At 42.0% G+C, this 18,533-nt stretch carries 16 protein-coding genes; 1 reads left to right on the forward strand and 15 read right to left on the reverse strand.

What is annotated here, in order from left to right; genetic code table 11:
- Positions 1–31 precede the first annotated feature (31 nt).
- From mutM to NST18_RS11185, 10 genes are all read right to left on the reverse strand, one after another.
- On the reverse strand, positions 32–853 hold the full coding sequence (gene mutM, locus NST18_RS11140) for a DNA-formamidopyrimidine glycosylase (RefSeq protein WP_064213946.1): 822 nt from the start codon (positions 851–853) through the stop codon (positions 32–34).
- Positions 854–870: 17 nt separating this feature from the next.
- Positions 871–3,498 (reverse strand): DNA polymerase I, encoded by a 2,628-nt coding sequence (polA, locus tag NST18_RS11145; protein WP_064213947.1) that lies wholly within the window; start codon positions 3,496–3,498, stop codon positions 871–873.
- Positions 3,499–3,692: 194 nt separating this feature from the next.
- Positions 3,693–5,456: a two-component system histidine kinase PnpS gene (pnpS, locus tag NST18_RS11150; RefSeq protein ID WP_064213948.1), complete on the reverse strand. Its 1,764-nt coding sequence runs from the start codon at positions 5,454–5,456 to the stop codon at positions 3,693–3,695.
- Complete coding sequence (locus NST18_RS11155; RefSeq protein ID WP_004889078.1) at positions 5,449–6,165, reverse strand: response regulator transcription factor; 717 nt, start codon at positions 6,163–6,165, stop codon at positions 5,449–5,451. Before NST18_RS11155 ends, pnpS begins: the two co-directional genes overlap by 8 nt.
- A gap of 90 nt (positions 6,166–6,255) precedes the next feature.
- A complete protein-coding gene (locus NST18_RS11160; protein WP_268915706.1) occupies positions 6,256–6,387 on the reverse strand; it encodes a hypothetical protein in 132 nt (43 codons plus the stop codon).
- Positions 6,388–6,446: 59 nt separating this feature from the next.
- Complete coding sequence (gene mdh / locus NST18_RS11165; protein WP_035018471.1) at positions 6,447–7,385, reverse strand: malate dehydrogenase; 939 nt, start codon at positions 7,383–7,385, stop codon at positions 6,447–6,449.
- Positions 7,386–7,408: 23 nt separating this feature from the next.
- Entirely contained in the window at positions 7,409–8,683 is a 1,275-nt protein-coding gene (icd, locus tag NST18_RS11170; RefSeq protein WP_041637930.1) for an NADP-dependent isocitrate dehydrogenase, read from the reverse strand.
- 80 nt (positions 8,684–8,763) lie between these two features.
- Positions 8,764–9,882 carry a citrate synthase gene (citZ, locus tag NST18_RS11175; protein ID WP_004889075.1) on the reverse strand — a complete coding sequence of 373 codons (1,119 nt, stop codon included), beginning with the start codon at positions 9,880–9,882 and terminating at the stop codon, positions 8,764–8,766.
- Between the two features lie 292 nt (positions 9,883–10,174).
- Entirely contained in the window at positions 10,175–11,356 is a 1,182-nt protein-coding gene (locus tag NST18_RS11180; RefSeq protein ID WP_088223189.1) for an IS701 family transposase, read from the reverse strand.
- A gap of 157 nt (positions 11,357–11,513) precedes the next feature.
- A complete protein-coding gene (locus tag NST18_RS11185) occupies positions 11,514–11,969 on the reverse strand; it encodes a DUF441 domain-containing protein (RefSeq protein ID WP_004889073.1) in 456 nt (151 codons plus the stop codon).
- An 88-nt stretch (positions 11,970–12,057) separates the two neighbouring features.
- Here NST18_RS11185 and ytvI point away from each other — a divergent pair, with 88 nt between their 5' ends.
- Positions 12,058–13,176 (forward strand): sporulation integral membrane protein YtvI, encoded by a 1,119-nt coding sequence (ytvI, locus tag NST18_RS11190; protein ID WP_004889072.1) that lies wholly within the window; start codon positions 12,058–12,060, stop codon positions 13,174–13,176.
- Positions 13,177–13,193: 17 nt separating this feature from the next.
- On the opposite strand, the gene NST18_RS11195 is transcribed toward ytvI, so the two are convergent.
- The 5 genes from NST18_RS11195 to accD form a co-directional block, all read right to left on the reverse strand.
- Positions 13,194–13,586, reverse strand: coding sequence for an FxsA family protein (locus tag NST18_RS11195; RefSeq protein WP_128356969.1), 393 nt, complete (start codon positions 13,584–13,586; stop codon positions 13,194–13,196).
- Positions 13,587–13,632: 46 nt separating this feature from the next.
- Complete coding sequence (gene pyk / locus NST18_RS11200; RefSeq protein ID WP_004889070.1) at positions 13,633–15,393, reverse strand: pyruvate kinase; 1,761 nt, start codon at positions 15,391–15,393, stop codon at positions 13,633–13,635.
- A gap of 48 nt (positions 15,394–15,441) precedes the next feature.
- Positions 15,442–16,401 (reverse strand): 6-phosphofructokinase, encoded by a 960-nt coding sequence (gene pfkA, locus NST18_RS11205; RefSeq protein ID WP_003397971.1) that lies wholly within the window; start codon positions 16,399–16,401, stop codon positions 15,442–15,444.
- Positions 16,402–16,581: 180 nt separating this feature from the next.
- Positions 16,582–17,559, reverse strand: a complete 978-nt coding sequence (gene accA, locus NST18_RS11210) for an acetyl-CoA carboxylase carboxyl transferase subunit alpha (RefSeq protein WP_004889069.1) — start codon at positions 17,557–17,559, stop codon at positions 16,582–16,584.
- The gene (accD, locus tag NST18_RS11215) at positions 17,544–18,416 is read right to left on the reverse strand and encodes an acetyl-CoA carboxylase, carboxyltransferase subunit beta (protein ID WP_004889068.1); all 873 of its coding nucleotides are present in this window, start codon (positions 18,414–18,416) and stop codon (positions 17,544–17,546) included. The genes accA and accD overlap by 16 nt, the downstream gene beginning before the upstream one ends.
- Positions 18,417–18,533: the final 117 nt, after the last annotated feature.

Genomic DNA, 18,533 nt, shown 5'->3' on the forward strand with positions numbered 1-18,533 from the left:
ATATGGAAGAGGTCTAGGCAATGTTCTTACATTACGTTTGACAATGTTTACAATAATGTGTGCCGCGATTGGCTACAGTTGTTTTGGAAATGGGATTTCCACAACGACGGCATGGCATGTTGGCACGGCCGTATACATACAATTGCGTTTGAAACGTCCCTGTCTTCCCTTGCGTATTCACATATGTTCGAACGGTACTTCCACCTTTTTCAATCGCTTCTTGTATCGTTTGAACAATTGCCTCATGTAATGCTTCGATTTCCCGTATCGTTAACGTCGTTGCTGTCCGCTCTGGATGAATGGACGAACGAAATAATACTTCATCGACATAAATATTGCCTAATCCTGCGACAATCGTTTGATCAAGCAATGTCGCTTTTATTGTGCGTTTTGTTCGTTGAAGTTGATCTGTAAGCCATGCAACCGTAAATTGCTCATCGAACGGCTCAACCCCAATACTTGATAAAGGAGGGACACGGAATTCTTCACCTTTATTAAATAAATGCATCGTACCAAATTTGCGCACATCGCGATAACGAAGTTCCGTCTGATCTGTGAATGTAAAAAAAATGTGTGTATGTTGATCAAATGGAGTATCTTCTTTTTCATATATATAACGTCCTTCCATCCGCAAATGAGAAACGAGGACGACATCATCCAATTGAAAGAGTAAAAATTTACCTCTCCGCTGAATATCGTGAATCGTCTGTCCTTTCAGACACTCACAAAACGTAGCTACATCAGGGTGCTGAATAATTTTTGACCAATGCACTTTCACACGTTCGATCGTTTTACCAACAACAAGTGGAAGCAATGTCCGCCTCACCATTTCGACTTCAGGTAATTCTGGCATGGTTGCTCCCCCTTTCGTTACTTCGCATCATACCATGTTGGACCAAAATGATAGTCGACTTTTAACGGAACACGTAATGATACTGCGTTCTCCATCACATCTGGTACGATTTTTTTCAACAATTCAATTTCTTCTTTTGGTGCTTCTAAAATCAATTCGTCATGTACTTGCAGCAACAAACGAGTTTGCAGTCGTTCTTCATGTAAACGATTAGCCAAATCAATCATCGCTTTTTTAATAATATCGGCCGCACTTCCTTGAATTGGCGTGTTCATCGCTGTCCGTTCCGCAAAACTACGAACATTAAAATTACTACTTGTAATATCCGGCAAATAACGACGACGGTGAAGCAATGTCGTCACATACCCTTTTTGTTTTGCATCTTGTATGATCTCTTCCATATACCGCTTTACACCCGGATAACTTCGAAAATATCGTTCAATAAATTCGGCTGCCTCTTTGCGCGTGATGCCTAAATTTTGTGATAATCCGTAGTCGCTAATCCCATAAACGATGCCAAAATTGACTGCTTTCGCTTGACGGCGCATATGAGCGGTCACTTCGTCTTCCTTGACATGAAAAATATCCATAGCCGTTTTCGTATGAATATCAAGGTCGTGGTGAAACGCGGCAATTAAATTTTCATCGTTAGCAATATGCGCTAAAACGCGCAACTCGATTTGAGAATAATCAGCTGCAAAAATAACCCAATCGTCTGAGGATGGGACAAACGCTTGACGAATTTTTCTTCCTTCCTCAATACGAATAGGGATATTTTGTAAATTAGGCTCTGTAGAGCTTAAACGTCCCGTTTGAGTCAACGCTTGTTGAAAAATCGTATGCACTTTTCCTGTATCTTTTCGGACGACTTTCATTAATCCTTCGACATATGTGGATTGTAATTTTCCGAGCTGACGATAGTGTAAAATTTGCTCAATAATTTCATGGTATGGCGCTAACTTTTCTAGAACGTCAGCGGAGGTAGAATAACCTGTTTTCGTTTTTTTCACAATCGGCAACTGAAGTTTTTCAAATAAAATCGTTCCTAGTTGTTTCGGAGAATTAATGTTAAACGTTGTTCCTGCAAGTTCATAAATGCGTTGCTCAATTTGTTCGAGTTGGGCAGTAAACTCTTTTCCCATCTGTTCCAAACGATCAACATCCACTTTCACACCGTAAAATTCCATTTGTGCTAAAATGAACGTCAGCGGTAATTCTAAATGTACAAGCAATTCAAATTGTTCATTCCGCTTTAGTTCTTGAATATATGTTTCTTTCAACGAAGCGATCGCTTTCGCCTTTCGTACGAGATGTTCAGCTAATACATTTGTCGGCGGAATAGCTTGTTTCGCTCCTTTTCCATATACTTCTTCGTCGCTTTGTACATCCGTATATTGCTTCGTTTTTGCAACGGCCGCCACATCCCCATTCGCATCGGTCGGATTGAGCAAGTATGCAGCTAATAATAGATCAAAATCGACACCTTTAAGTTCAATACCGTTCCACTTCAGCGCAACGATCGCTCGTTTGGCATCAAACACACTTTTTTTACATTGCTCATCTTCAAGCCATCTTTTAAATCGTGATGAAGCGAGAGCTATGTCCGTCGGAATAAAAAAGTGTCCACGCTCATTCACAAGCGCAAAGCCAAGAATAGGCGCTTGATGATAATTCGCATCCATCACTTCAACAACAAGTGCACCTTCTTTTGTCAACATGTGCTCATCAATCGCTTGAACCGTAACAAACGAAATATCGGTTAATGATAGTTGTTCTTGTGAAATTTGACCAATTTTGTCCATAAGCGAAGTGAAACCGAGCTCTTGAAATAGCGTTGCTACCCGTTCTGCATCATACGACTGCCATGCTAACTCATCGAGCGATAGTGTCAATGGAACATCACGATGAATGGTTGCCAACTGTTTACTTAGTAACGCTTGTTCACGGTACGTTTGTAAGTTTTCCTTCAATTTTTTTCCGGAAATATGTTCAAGTGAGGCAAGTACATGTTCAATCGTTCCATATTCTTTTAATAATTTTAATGCTGTTTTCTCTCCGACTCCCGGAACGCCTGGAATATTATCTGATGCATCGCCCATTAATCCTTTCAAATCAACAATTTGTGCAGGCGTTAGCCCATACTTCTCAAATACGTATTCCGGTGTATATCGCTCCATATCTGTTATGCCTTTTTTCGTGACATGAACATGAATACGTTCCGACGCTAATTGTGTCAAATCGCGATCTCCCGAAATAATGACGACGTCAAACCCTTCTTTTTCTGCTTTGGTGGCAAGCGTTCCGATAATATCGTCTGCTTCATAATTTTCAAGTTCGTACGTACGAATGTTATATGCATCAAGCAGTTCGCGTAAAAACGGAAACTGTTCCGATAATTCTGGTGGCGTTTTTTGTCTCCCACCTTTATATTCTGTATATACTTCATGACGAAATGTCGTTTTTCCTGCGTCAAACGCGACAAGCATATGCGTCGGCTTTTCTTCTTCAATGAGTTTCATTAACATCATTGTAAAACCGTAAATGGCGTTTGTATGAATGCCTTTATCGTTATGTAAGAGCGGCAATGCAAAAAAAGCGCGATAAGCGATGCTATTACCATCAATTAAAACGAGTTTGTTTGCCAAACCGAAAACCTCCTCTTGTATTCATTTACGCTTATTTTACCATGATTGCCTCCAAAAAAGAAAAAAGACGAGAACGTTCGCTGTCCTCGCCTATTCCAAGACAATCGGATTCTTGGATGAAGGGGTTTTCACCTGTTATGTTATCAATATTTTTTTAATATATGGTAAATCAATTGTAAATATATCGTTAAAAATCATTCATTGCTGTAAGCGTCAACATGGAAATGAACAGTAAACGTCGTACCTACTCCCACTTTGCTTTTTACGGAAATTGTACCGTGATGCGCCTCCACTAAATGTTTCACGATCGCTAATCCAAGACCCGTACCACCTGAGTTGCGACTTCGTGCTTTGTCCACACGATAAAATCGTTCAAAAATACGTGGAATTTCTTTTTGTTCAATTCCAATTCCTGTGTCACTTACATGAACGTGTATCTCTTTATCATCTTTCTCCACATAGACCGTTACGCGTCCACCAGCTGGTGTATAAGCGATCGCGTTATTAATTAAATTAATAAAAATTTGCTTTAAACGATGTAAATCGCCATACATATAACAAAGCGGTGCATTCGATGTACATTCCAATGTGATTTGTTTATCGTTTGCTTTCGCTTCAAGCATGACGATAACTTCCTTCAATACTTCATGCAAGTCAACAACGGATATATTTAACGTAAATCCTTGCTGTTCGATTTTTGACAAATCGAGCAAATCTTGGATTAAATGTTGAAGACGCTCACTTTCCTTTAAAATAATCGTTAAAAAGCATTCAAGCGTTTGAGCATCGTGCATCGCCCCGTCTAACAACGTTTCTGCAAAACCTTTAATGGACGTAATCGGTGTTTTTAACTCGTGAGAAACATTGGCGACAAAATCTTTGCGCATTTGTTCAAGTTTTTTTAGCTCAGTAATATCATGGAACACAACGATAATTCCTTTCCATTCGTCGTTTGTCCCAATAATTGGCGTTCCGTACACTTCAAAATGTTTCCGTTCAATGTCGATCGGAAGGAGCATTTGTTTACGTACATTTACCTCTGTCATAAATATTTCTTCTACAAGCGCAATGACTTCTTTATGAGGGAACGCTTCATAATATAAACGATGAACATAGTCAGACGGATCGATATGGAACATTTCTTTATATGCGCGGTTCATTAATGAAATATAGCCACGTTGATCAATTAAAATTAAACCGCTCCCTATATTTTCAATAAGGGCTCGCAAACGATCTTGTTGCATTTCTTGTGTACGCACCATCTCTTGTAAATTCCGCGCCAAAATGTTTAATGACTGGCTGAGCATCCCTGTTTCATCGTCTCTACTTTCATACGTTCTCGCTTTATAATTGCCGCGCGCCAACTCCATCGCTACTTTTGTTGCCGCTTCAATCGGCTTTGTATATTGATTTGTAATTTTAATACCTAATAAAAGAATAATGAAAAAAGCAACGCTTAAGCTAAACGTAAGCAACAGCCAAATTTGTTCATCTACCCGCTCGATCGCATCCATAGATAAACTCATGACAATATGTCCGAGCTTCTGGTCACGCTGCCAAAATGGTACAGCATAATAATATACATTTTGTTCTTCTTGAAAAATAACAGGACGATCTTCTTGTTTTAGTAACGTTCGAATGAATGTTTTATGACGTTTTTCATCAATTGATATGTAATTGTTTGTATCAAACATGATCTGTCCTTCACGATCAACAATCGTGATGCGCGCCGACAACATGTCGCTAATTGCGTGTAATTGTTGCTTAAACATATTAGATTGGAACGATTTATTTTCCATGTATAAAGCCAAAAGTTTTGCCTCTTTCTCTATTCGATCATGTACCGTGTCTGCATAAAATTTTTGAAACAATTGACCTAATAACAAACCTAGGCCAAACAACACGGATAAAATAACGGAAACAAGCCCAATCAGTAGGCGAGAGCGAAATTTATTCATCCGCTTTCGGCTCCTCCAGTTTATACCCTAAGCCACGTATCGTTTTAATATACACAGGCTTTCGCGTATCATGTTCGATTTTGTCACGCAAATGACTAATATGCACATCGACAATGCGTGTATCCCCAGCAAAATCGTAGTTCCATACTGCACTTAATAATTGATCACGTGTTAAGACACGACCTTTATATTTCGCTAAGTATGCTAGTAGTTCAAATTCTTTCGGGGTGAGTTCTAATCTTTGTTGTGCAAAATAAGCTTCATAACGATCAGGGAAAATTTTTAGTTGTCCGACAACGAGCGAATCGTCACTATGATTTTGCTTTTCCTCTTGTTCATGAATCACCGTTCGACGTAAAATCGCCTTCACACGTGCTACTACTTCACGTGGGCTAAACGGCTTTGTCATATAGTCATCGGCACCTAATTCAAGACCAAGCACTTTATCAAATTCGTCATCTTTTGCTGTCAACATTAAAATAGGGGTCATCACTTTTTGTTGACGCAAATGTTTACATACTTCAATTCCATCTAATTTCGGTAGCATTAAATCGAGAATGATGAAATCAGGGCGTTCCTCTAACGCTTTATGAAGTCCTTGTTCTCCATCATAAGCTGTCAATACAATAAACCCTGCCTGCTTTAAATTGTACTCTAGCAACGTGACGATCGACTGCTCATCATCGACAACTAACACACGTTTCGACATAGCCATCCTCCAACAACGTAAATTTGTTACATTTTTATTATAACGAGTTATTTGAAAAGAAAAAAACAAAAAAGAGGCAAAAGCCTCTTTTTAAAAGTTATCTAACGCTTTCACTTCAACGAACGGATATGGCGGAACGACACGCAATGATCCAACTAATATTTCTTCACCAACGGAAATGTCCGAAATTAAACGTCCAAGTTTGCGTTTTTTCCCTAGCATCCTTGATCTCCCCTTTGTTTGACCATATGCAAAAATTCGGGGGAACCCCCGAATTTTTGTTATTGTAATACTTTCATTACATTTTTCACCGACTCAACAGATTTTGCTAATGCCGCTTTTTCTTCCTCTGTTAACTCGAGCTCAATAACTTTTTCGATTCCGTTGCCACCTAAAATCGTTGGCACACCTAAATAAATTCCTTCATACCCGTATTCGCCTTCTAAATAAGCGATGGCTGGAAGAACTCGGCGCTGGTCTTTTACGATCGCTTCAACCATTTCAGCAAGGGATGCAGCTGGCGCATAATAGGCACTACCGTTACCAAGTAAGTTGACAATTTCACCGCCACCTTTGCGCGTACGTTCAACAATGGCATCTAACCGCTCTTTTGAGATTAACGTTTCAAGCGGAATGCCACCTGCATACGAGTAGCGCACAAGCGGCACCATGTCATCTCCATGACCGCCTAAAACAAACCCTGTAATATCTTTCACAGATAAATTCAACTCTTGTGCAACAAATGTACGGAAACGTGCGGTATCTAATACTCCAGATTGACCGATGACGCGGTTTTTCGGAAAGCCAGATTCTTTAAAAACCGTATATGTCATCGCATCAACAGGATTTGTTAATACGATAATAAAGCAGTTCGGCGAATACTTGACTACTTCTTTCGTGACCGCCTTCATAATTCCTTGGTTTGTCGTGACTAAGTCATCGCGGCTCATACCTGGTTTGCGCGCAATGCCTGCAGTGATGACAACAATATCCGAATCAGCGGTATCCGCATAATCCGATGTGCCAATAATGTTAGCGTCAAATCCGAGAACAGGGCTTGACTCAAGCATATCGAGCGCTTTTCCTTTTGTCGGATTTTCTAATTGCGGAATGTCGACAAGAACGATGTCCCCAAGCTCTTTTTGCGCTAAAATGAACGCCGTCGTCGCTCCCGTAAATCCAGCACCGATAATTGAGATTTTTTTTCGTTTCATACCCACGTTCTTCCATCCCCTTTTTTATTTTATTCCCCCATGTTTCGAATGAGAGCATCTGCGAATTCAGAACATTTCACTTCTGTTGCGCCCTCCATTAAACGAGCGAAGTCATACGTGACGACTTTTGAAGCAATCGTCTTCTCCATAGAGTCAACGATCAGTTTCGCTGCCTCATTCCAACCGAGATGTTCAAACATCATGACACCAGATAAGATGACCGATGATGGATTTACTTTATCCAACCCCGCATATTTTGGTGCAGTTCCGTGCGTTGCTTCAAAGATTGCATGGCCTGTTTCATAGTTAATATTTGCACCTGGTGCAATACCGATGCCACCTACTTGCGCTGCCAACGCATCAGAAATGTAGTCCCCGTTTAAGTTCATTGTTGCAACAACATCGAACTCGCGCGGACGAGTTAAAATTTGTTGCAAGAAAATATCTGCAATCGCATCTTTCACAATGATTTTTCCTGCTGCTTCTGCTTCTGCTTGTGCGCGGTTTGCAGCTTCTTTTCCGTGCGTTTCAACGATGCGGTCATACTCCGCCCAAGTAAACACTTGATCACCGAATTCTTGCTCAGCTAATTCATAGCCCCAGTTTTTGAACGCACCTTCTGTATATTTCATAATGTTTCCTTTATGAACGAGCGTGACAGATTTGCGACCATGTTCAATGGCGTATTTAATTGCTGCGCGCACTAATCGTTTCGTACCTTCTTCTGAAATTGGCTTAATACCGATTCCCGAGGTTTCAGGGAAGCGAATTTTACGCACACCCATTTCATTTTGCAAGAAATCAATTAATTTTCTCACTTCTGGTGTTCCTTTTGCATACTCAATTCCCGCATAAATGTCTTCCGTATTTTCACGGAAAATCACCATGTCTGTATCCTCAGGACGCTTGACCGGAGAAGGTACTCCTTTAAAATAACGAACTGGGCGTAAGCATACAAATAAATCGAGCTCTTGACGAAGCGCAACATTCAATGAACGAATTCCACCGCCTACTGGTGTTGTCAGCGGTCCTTTAATGGCAATTATGTATTCACGAATCGTATCAAGCGTTTCTTGTGGCAACCATTCACCAGTCAACTTAAACGCTTTTTCACCAGCAAGCACTTCTTTCCAAACGATTTTGCGCTCCCCTTTATAAGCTTTTTCCACAGCTGCTTCTAATACGCGAGATGCGGCTGCCCAAATATCTGGACCTGTCCCGTCCCCTTCAATAAATGGAATAATCGGATAGTTTGGAACGTTTAATACCCCGTTTGTAACCGTAATTTTTTCACCTTGCATCACAATAACGACCTCCAAATCATGTAGTATAAAAAAGGTGAGAAAGGCGAGTTTCTCACCTTGAGCAACCATTGTTATGCATGTTATGCACGTTCTTCAAGCGGCACGTATACTTGTCTCGTAGGTCCTGTATATTCGGCACGTGGACGGATGAGACGGTTGTTTTCGTACTGCTCTAAAATGTGCGCAAGCCATCCAGACATGCGACTAATCGCAAAAATTGGTGTAAATAAATCATGATCAATTCCTAAACTATGGTAAACAGAAGCGGAGTAGAAGTCAACATTTGGCGGCAAACCTTTCGTCGATGTAACAATCTCTTCAATTTTCACCGACATATCATACCAGTGTGGTTCACCTGTTAACTTCGTCAATTTCTCAGACATTTTTTTCAAATGTTTCGCACGTGGGTCACCTTGGCGATAAACGCGATGACCGAACCCCATAATTTTCTCTTTGTTATTCAATTTGTTGTGAATGTATGTTTCCACATTTTCAAGTGTGCCGATTTCTGTCAACATTTTCATTACCGCTTCATTTGCTCCACCATGAAGCGGGCCTTTCAATGCTCCAATCGCCGCTGTAATGCCTGAATATACATCAGACAAAGTAGCAACACAGACGCGCGCTGTAAACGTTGACGCATTCAACTCGTGATCCGCATGAAGCACGAGTGCTTTATTAAACGCTTCCTCAGCAATTGGATCTGGCTCTTTACCCGTTAGCATATATAAAAAGTTTGCCGCAAAACTTAAATCTTTGCGCGGTGGCACAGGTTCTAATCCTTTACGAACGCGCGAAAACGCAGCAACAATTGTTGATACTTTCGCCTGTAAACGAATAGCTTTGCGATAGTTCGCTTCGGGGTTCATTGCTTCCGCTTCTTCATCGTATAAGCCAAGAAATGAAATCGCTGTACGAAGCGCCGCCATCGGATGAACTTGATCAAGCGGATACATTTTAAAGTGATCAATGATTTGTTGCGGAATATCGGCATGTTCCGCCAACTGCTTTGTTAACGTTTCTAGCTCTTCTTTGTTTGGCAATTTGCGATGCCAAAGCAAATAAACGATCTCTTCAAACGTAGCATGTTCTGCTAAGTCATCGATATTATACCCAACATATGTGAGCGTATCATCGATGATTGAACTAATTGTGGAAGTGGTTGCTACAACCCCTTCGAGACCGCGAGTTACTGTCATCTTACATCTCTCCTTTTTTTCTTTTATTCCCCTTTTCCCATGTTAAAACGCGTCGTCGAGCGATTGCTCAAAACGGCTGAATAAAAATGCAAAGAAAATGCTTACATTTTGTTATATATTCACCTAGTCGCTTCACGAAGCGAGCAGGGGAATATATACGATAGTTTCGTACATGCTCCACTATTATTATAAACAATTATCAGACTTTTGTGAACTAAAAGACATCATAACTGTAGTTGAGCAATTTTCGTTACAATAATTACCATTTAAAAAGAGACAAACAGGGTACCCCTTATGCCACGTGGAGCTGTTTTTTCACGGTATCAATGGGAATATTTTGTTTTGCTGCACGATAAATGAACTCCACGAGGCTATGTCCTTTTCTCTTGCGCAGGAGATCGAGCCCATCCGAAAAATCACTGTTAGACTCGAACATGCTGTACACATACGCAAGTTGCACCAAGATCCAATACCGTTTCACCGCCCGACGCCCGCGAACGCGGTATCCATCGAGTTTCAGCTGGTCTTTCGCTTGACGGAAAAAACATTCGATCGACCAACGTGCAGCATAGTAGCGCAAGATCTCTTCATCGCTTAGCTCGCGATCGGTGCTCAAGACGCAATGAAGATGTTTCGGCGTCATCGGCTGATCGGCTTTCCATGCGAGCAGCACCACGGCATCCTTGAGACCGTTCAGAGCGCCTTCGTAGCGATACACCCGATAACGCTCTTTTCCCACCGTGACGAGGCGGGTATCCCGTGGCTCCATAGATTTGGCAAATTCTTTTGCTTGAATGGCCGTCCCTTTTGGATAGAGAATCCGATTCGTCTTCAGCATCGCGATGACGTGGAACCCTTTTTTTAAGCAGGCTCCCACGAGGGTTTTCGATGGATACCAAGAGTCCATGAGCACATAAACGGGTCGACTCACATCCAACGAAGAAAGCATCTCGATCGCGAGTTCCCCTTTGCTTTTCCCCACCGTCTTGTCGTAGAGGCGAAAGGCAAAAGGAAACGCTTGGGTCATCGTATGAACCATGAGCCAAACGAGAGAATGTCCCCAGATCGACTTTTTCTCTGCGTGAGAATAGTGCCAATCACACCCTTGAATGGCGTGTGTTGCCCGTGACGAGGGCTTCGTTTTTTGGCAAATCGTATCATCGATCGAAACAAAAATGGGTTGATTCTCTCGTTTCGAGCTGCGTTCGACACGATGAAGCACCCACTGTTGGAGTTTGCGAAGCAGCGTCTCTTCCTCCCATGGGCTTTTCGTGAAAAAATGGCTCAGTGTCGTGCGATGGTTCGGATGAAAACTCCCATGATGTAGATCGGTCAGCGTTCCCGAAAAGCCCTTTGTAATCATCGCATCCACGATATGAACGAGATGCTTCATGACAGGTTTCGAGAAATAAAGGGCCAACCCCAACATCGTCAAAAACTTGTGGATTCCTTGGTGATGTGCTAATCTATTCATGAGACATGAACCTCCTTGTGAATGGTTTGTTGGCACATCTATTCTAACCAAGGAATCGGGTTCATGTCTTCTTTTTTGTTTGGTTGTAAATTTATGTTAGTAAATTTGCTCATCTACAGATCATAATTCAAAAATATTATTATAAAAAAGCAATCAATCATGAAAATATATCAACAATTTTCATGATCACATACGCAATGCCAGCACCAATTAACGGACCGACAGCAACACCTTTAAATAAAGATACAGCTAAAATCGTTCCAAGCACGAGCGCGGTCGTCATATGCGGATCTTTCGCAAGCAACGTCACGCCGCCCTTCGCTAATAAAGCAACGGCAATTCCAGATAACAGCGCGATCCATGCGTAAATCGATCGAACGGACTCTGTCAGTTCTTTAAAACCTATTTTCCCAGATGCAATCGGAACTAATACAGCAATCGTAATGATTGTCACACCGAGATTTATTCCTTTTTGTTGTAAATAAGGAAAAACTTTTGAACCCACCCCGATACTTTTCACAAAAAGTAAAACAAGGACAGCCACAATAAGAGAATGATTTTTCGCAATCATGCCAATGACAAGAAGGATGAATAAAAAAATAAACGGCTGCATCAAATATCCCCTCCTTCTCTGAAACTTTTCCTTCTTTTACATTGTATATTATAATAGTCGTAAATGACAAAAGACGGGAGGTGAGGGAGTGTCGAATCAATATTTGTACAGTTCCCTGCGTTTTTTATTTGTGATCGTGGTGATCATCGCTGGATTAGCAAGCTTATATTATTTGTCCACGTTAACGTATCCGTTTTTAATTGCGTTAGCGATCGCCTTTTTCATTAATCCGATTGTCGATGTAATGGAGAAAAAAGCGAAAATGCCAAGGGCGTTGGCGGTCATCGTTGTTTTAATTCTTTTACTTGCACTCGTTGCTGGGCTCGTTACCCTCCTTGTTGCGGAAATCGTGACCGGCACACAATATTTAGCGACAGTTGTGCCAAATCATTTTCAAAAGCTTGTCATTTATATAGAGCAGTTTGTGGCAAGCCAAATCATTCCGCTCTATAACCAACTAGCGGCACTCTTTAAAAATTTAGACACATCTCAACAAGACACGATTATGGCAAACATTCAATCCGTTGGAACAAAAATTGCTACAACGGTCGGGCAATTTATCCAAAACATATTACAAAATATTCCTTCCATTATTGGATGGTTGCCTAATTTTGCAACAATTTTTATTTTCTCGTTGCTTGCCACGTTTTTTATAAGCAAAGACTGGTATCGGCTAAAAGCGTTGTTTCAAAAATTATTACCAACCAAAGTGCAGTCGAGTACGACAAAAGTGTTTGCCGAATTAAAAAAGGCGCTATTTGGCTTTCTTAAAGCACAGGCGACACTCATTTCCATTACGACGCTCATCGTATTAGTCGGATTGCTTATTTTGCGCGTAGAATATGCGATTACTATCGCCCTTATTATTGGCATTGTAGATGTTTTACCTTACTTAGGAACGGGATTAGTATTCGTTCCATGGATCATTTATGCCGCAATAAGTGGTGAAACTCATTTTGCGATCGGACTTAGCGTGCTGTATATTGTCGTTCTCGTACAACGGCAAGTGATGGAACCGAAGCTCCTTTCCTCGAATATCGGACTCGATCCGTTAGCAACGTTGATCGCTTTATTCGTCGGTTTCAAATTGATCGGGTTTCTCGGTTTAATCGTTGGGCCGGTATTGCTCGTCATTGGCCGCACGCTACATCATGCTGGCGTCTTTCAAGATATTTGGAACTTTATTATCGGAAAAAAAGAAGCATAAGCGACGAGCTTATGCTTTTATTTTCGAATGTAAATCCACGTTTTTGTATAAAAAATCCATTTAAATACGCGCACAAGCCACGGTTTTATTTTTTCACGCGCAAATGGGAGAAGTAAAATAAAACCTACTGTATCAGTAATAAACCCTGGCGTTAACAATAACGTCCCACCAACTAAAATACAAACACCATCTAATAGCGCATCGCTCGGTATACGCCCGTTCATCAACTCATATTTTGCCCGTTGCAACGTATGCAAACCTTGTTTTTTTGCTAAAAATGCACCGATGATGCCCGTGGCGACAATAAGCGCAAATGTCGGCCAAACCCCGATCGCCTGTCCCGACAAAACAAGAACGACAATTTCTAGCGCTGGAATAACGATAAAAAGAAGAAAAAAGATGTTTCGCACACACATCCCTCCAAAATAATAAAGAAGGGGATGTCCCCCTTCTTTATTATAGCACGCTCGCATGACCGCGATAAATAGCACCGAAGCTTGCATCTACCGTAATGTCTTGTCCATCTTTTAAAATAGATGTCGCATGGTTTACCCCAACAATTACCGGGATCCCTAAGCTTAAACCAACAACAGCCGCATGGCTTGTTAAGCCACCTTCTTCCGTAATGATCGCGACAGCTTTTTCTAACGCTTTCATCATGTCTACATCCGTTGCAGGCGCCACTAAAATACCACCTTCAACCATCTTTTCAAGCGCTTCTTCTGCTGTTTTCGCTACAACAACTTTCCCGAATGCTGATTTACGGCCAATCCCTTGCCCTTTCGCAATCATATCGCCAATCATATGCACTTTCATTAAGTTGGTTGAACCTGTTTCTCCAACTGGAACGCCCGCTGTAATGACAACAAGGTCACCATGTTTCACGATGCCTGTGCCAAGAGCGGCCTCAACAGCAATATCGAGCATTTCATCCGTTGACGTTGCGTGTTGAGCGACGCGTGGATAAACACCCCAAACAAGTGCTAATTTACGCGATACAGCTTCATTTGATGTCACGGCGATAATTGGCGCTTTTGGGCGATATTTCGAAATCATCCGAGCGGTATGACCGCTTACTGTCGGCGTCACAATCGCTGCGACATCTAAATTTAATGCGGTGTGAGCAACCGATTGTCCGATCGCATCTGTAATCGTCGTGCCGCTCTGTTTGCTTCGTTTCGATAATAAGTCGCGATATTGTAACGCTTGTTCTGTGCGCAGAGCGATGCGATGCATCGTTTGTACCGCTTCGACTGGATAAGCACCTGCCGCTGTCTCACCTGAAAGCATAATCGCATCTGTTCCATCAAAAATGGCGTTTGCCACATCGCTTGCTTCAGCACGAGTCGGCCGTGGGTTGCGTTGCATCGAATCAAGCATTTGTGTCGCCGTAATGACCGGTTTTCCGAGCGCATTACATTTTTTAATTAACTCTTTTTGGACAAGTGGCACTTCTTCCGCCGGAATTTCGACGCCTAAATCCCCGCGTGCAACCATTAAACCGTCTGCTACTTCTAAAATTTCATCAATATTGTCTACGCCTTCTTGATTCTCAATTTTCGGGATGATTTGAATGTGTAACGCGTCATGCGCCTCAAGCAATTCCCGAATTTCGAGCACGTCGGAAGAGCGTCGAACAAATGATGCAGCGATGAAATCAATCCCTTGTTCAATACCAAAACGAATGTCCTCTGCATCTTTTTCCGTAATACCCGGTAGTTTTACTTTTACACCCGGAACGTTTACACCTTTTTTATTTTTTAATACGCCACCGTTTAATACTTTTGTTTTTATTTCTTTCGCTTCTTTATCAACAGCCAATACTTCTAAACCAATTAAACCATCGTCTAACAAAATCGTTGAGCCGACATGCACATCGTCAATTAGCCCTTCATACGTAACCGAAAATTTTTCTGGCGTACCGAGCACTTCCGTCATCGAAATAGTGACTTCAGCGCCCGCTTTCAATTCAATCGCACCATTTTCCATGTCATGTGTACGAATTTCTGGACCTTTCGTATCCAATAAAATCGCAACCGTTTTTCCAGTCATTCTCGATGCTTCGCGAATGTTGCGAATGCGCGCTGCATGTTCTTCATGACTTCCGTGCGAAAAGTTGAGGCGGGCGACATTCATCCCTGCCTCAATGAGTTGCACAAGCTTTTCTACACTTTCGCTCGCTGGACCGATCGTACAAACAATTTTCGTTTTGCGCATAAATACCCTCCTACACTTTGCATATGGAAACGATACCATAAATAACCACTAAATTGAAAGTTCTTTTGATAGTTGATACATTTTTTGGTCAACTGTATGTTTTTGTGCTAACGCTTCAATGATGTCGTGGTCGACGAGATGATTGTTTTGAATGCCAACGCAACGTCCACCTTTTCCTTCGAGTAACAATTCCACTGCGCGCGCACCTAAACGGCTAGCAAGTACACGGTCAAACGCTGTCGGTGATCCACCGCGCTGTACGTGCCCTAGCACAGTTACACGCGTTTCAAATCCTGTTGCTTCTTCAATGCGTTTACCGAAATCAACACCGCTGCCAACCCCTTCTGCAACGATGATAATACTATGTTTTTTACCGCGCTCATGTCCACGTTTGAGACGCGCGACTATTTCGTCCATATCATAATCTGCTTCTGGGATTAAAATACTTTCTGCTCCGCCTGCAAGACCTGCCCAAAGCGCAATATCTCCCGCATGGCGTCCCATGACTTCAATCACATATGTACGTTCATGAGATGTCGCTGTATCGCGAATTTTGTCAATGGCATCAATGACCGTATTTAACGCTGTATCAAAACCAATCGTAAAATCTGTTCCTGGAATGTCGTTATCAATTGTTCCCGGCACACCAACACACGGATAACCGTGTTCTGTTAACTTTTTCGCACCTTGATAAGAGCCGTCGCCACCAATGACAACAAGCCCCTCAATACCGTGTTTTTTCAACTGCTCAATTCCTTTTAACTGTCCTTCTAACGTTTTGAATTCTGGGCAACGAGCAGTATATAACATCGTTCCGCCGCGATGAATAATGTCGCCAACATCGCCAATCTCAAGCTTCTTTATATTCCCGGCAATCAATCCAGCATATCCGTGATAAATGCCGTACACTTCTAAGCCGTGGTAAATCGCTTTCCGAACAACCGCACGAATAGCGGCATTCATTCCTGGCGAATCGCCACCGCTCGTAAGCACACCAATTCTTTTCATCGCTCTTCACCTCTTTAAAAAATAAAATAAGAAGTATAACCTCTTACTTTAAGATAACATGAAGGTATATGGAACACAATACATAATGAAATGTTTCACAAAACGTTGATTTTTCTCACTACAACAAGTTTGCCCAAAGTCGTCTATTTCATGTAAAAAGGCCATCCGATGATGACCTTTTTACATAACCGATACATGTTGTTGAGATTCAATAAAATCGCCAATCTTCTTATATTTTTCATATCGCTGCGCAATCAGTTGTTCAGCGCTTAATGGAAGCAATTGACGCAAGGAACGTTGCAGCACATCGTCAATATATTTCGCTTGCTCATCGACATTTCGATGCGCACCACCACGCACTTCTGGAACGATCTCATCAATGACGCCGAGCTTTTTTAAATCTTTTGCTGTAATTTTCATCGTTTCGGCAGCTTTTTTTGCGAGCGATGCATCTTTCCATAAAATTGCGGCCGCTCCTTCCGGCGAGATGACGGAATACGTCGAATTTTCAAGCATATGAACGTAGTTGCCGACACCAAGAGCAAGCGCGCCACCGCTTCCTCCTTCGCCGATCACGATGCATACGACCGGAACAGTTAAGCCTGCCATTTCAAATAAGTTCCGTGCGATTGCTTCACTTTGACCTCGTTCTTCTGCTGCTTTCCCCGGATACGCCCCTTTCGTATCAATGAAACAAATAATGGGGCGCCCAAATTTCTCCGCTTGTTTCATTAAACGGAGCGCTTTTCGATATCCTTCGGGATGTGGCATACCAAAATTACGGCGAATATTTTCTTTCGTATCTTTCCCGCGCTGATGGCCGATTACCGTCACAGGCAATCCGCGATATTTAGCAATTCCTCCTACAATCGCTTCATCATCACCAAAACAACGGTCACCGTGACATTCGAAAAAGTTTGTAAACAATCGTTCAATATAATCAAGCGTTGTTGGTCGATTCGGATGGCGCGCAATTTGCACACGATCCCACGGGCTTAAGTTCGCATAAATGTCGTTTTCCAGCTTTTCAAGTCGAGCTTCTAATTTATTAATTTCATCGGAAAAGTCAACATCGCGATGCTTTGTAAATTCTTTTAACTCACTAATTTTTTTTCGCAATTCTACAAGCGGCTTTTCGAATTCTAACTCGTACGCCATTCGTCTCCACCTCGCGATTGGTGAATGTCTAATACATTCGTTAATGTGTCTTTTAGTTCATGACGCGGGATCACCGCATCTAGTTGTCCATGTTTCAATAAAAATTCCGCTGTTTGAAAGTCATCCGGCAATTCCTCACGAACGGTTTGTTCAATGACGCGCCGTCCTGCAAAACCGATGAGCGCCCCTGGCTCAGCAAAATTGTAATCTCCAAGCGAGGCGAAACTTGCTGATACACCACCTGTCGTCGGATGAGTCATCACTGAAATAATAAGCCCGCCTTGTTCGCTAAACAGTTTTAACGCAGCACTTGTCTTCGCCATTTGCATCAAACTTAATACACCTTCTTGCATCCGCGCTCCACCGGAAGCGGTAAAAATAATAAAAGGTACCGATTTTTCCATCGCTCGCTCAATGGCGCGGGCAATTTTTTCTCCAACGACCGATCCCATGCTTCCCATACGGAAACGGGAATCCATCACGGCAACAACGACAGGAAAGCCGTTGATCGTTCCTTCCCCTGTCACAACCGCCTCATTTAGCTTCGTTTTCTCACGATCTTCTTCAATCTTTTCCATATATTGCGGGAAGTCGAGCGGGTTTTTAGAAAGAAGGTGACGGTCATATTCACAAAACGTTCCTTCATCTAATAAGCACGCAATACGTTCAGGAGCAGACATCGGATGATGATAGCCGCACGATATACAAACGCGTAAATTTTTCACTAGTTCTTTCGTATACATGATTTTTTTACACTTCGGACATTTCGTCATAATGCCTTCTGGCACGTCTTGCTTCGCTTGTTCAGATGGAATGGCCGCATATTTCTTCTTTTTGGAGAACAAATCTTTCAGCACACGTTTCCCTCCCCTACTTCGTCCATTTCTACTTTACCGAATAAAAACAACTTTGTTTGTCATATTGTGTCAGTTCTCTTTCGACATTTTTTGCATCACGAAACTTACGCAAGGAAG

Source organism: Anoxybacillus sp. FSL W8-0104 (assembly GCF_038004465.1).
Taxonomy (GTDB): domain Bacteria; phylum Bacillota; class Bacilli; order Bacillales; family Anoxybacillaceae; genus Anoxybacillus; species Anoxybacillus flavithermus_G.

Bases quoted from the DNA above. Each gene is read 5' to 3' on its own strand.
- mutM (WP_064213946.1), bottom strand. From the start codon at position 853: ATGCCAGAATTACCTGAAGTCGAAATGGTGAGGCGGACATTGCTTCCA.
- pnpS (WP_064213948.1), bottom strand. From the start codon at position 5,456: ATGAATAAATTTCGCTCTCGCCTACTGATTGGGCTTGTTTCCGTTATT.
- NST18_RS11155 (WP_004889078.1), bottom strand. From the start codon at position 6,165: ATGTCGAAACGTGTGTTAGTTGTCGATGATGAGCAGTCGATCGTCACG.
- NST18_RS11160 (WP_268915706.1), bottom strand. From the start codon at position 6,387: ATGCTAGGGAAAAAACGCAAACTTGGACGTTTAATTTCGGACATTTCC.
- citZ (WP_004889075.1), bottom strand. From the start codon at position 9,882: ATGACAGTAACTCGCGGTCTCGAAGGGGTTGTAGCAACCACTTCCACA.
- NST18_RS11180 (WP_088223189.1), bottom strand. From the start codon at position 11,356: ATGAATAGATTAGCACATCACCAAGGAATCCACAAGTTTTTGACGATG.
- NST18_RS11185 (WP_004889073.1), bottom strand. From the start codon at position 11,969: ATGCAGCCGTTTATTTTTTTATTCATCCTTCTTGTCATTGGCATGATT.
- pyk (WP_004889070.1), bottom strand. From the start codon at position 15,393: ATGCGCAAAACGAAAATTGTTTGTACGATCGGTCCAGCGAGCGAAAGT.
- pfkA (WP_003397971.1), bottom strand. From the start codon at position 16,401: ATGAAAAGAATTGGTGTGCTTACGAGCGGTGGCGATTCGCCAGGAATG.
- accA (WP_004889069.1), bottom strand. From the start codon at position 17,559: ATGGCGTACGAGTTAGAATTCGAAAAGCCGCTTGTAGAATTGCGAAAA.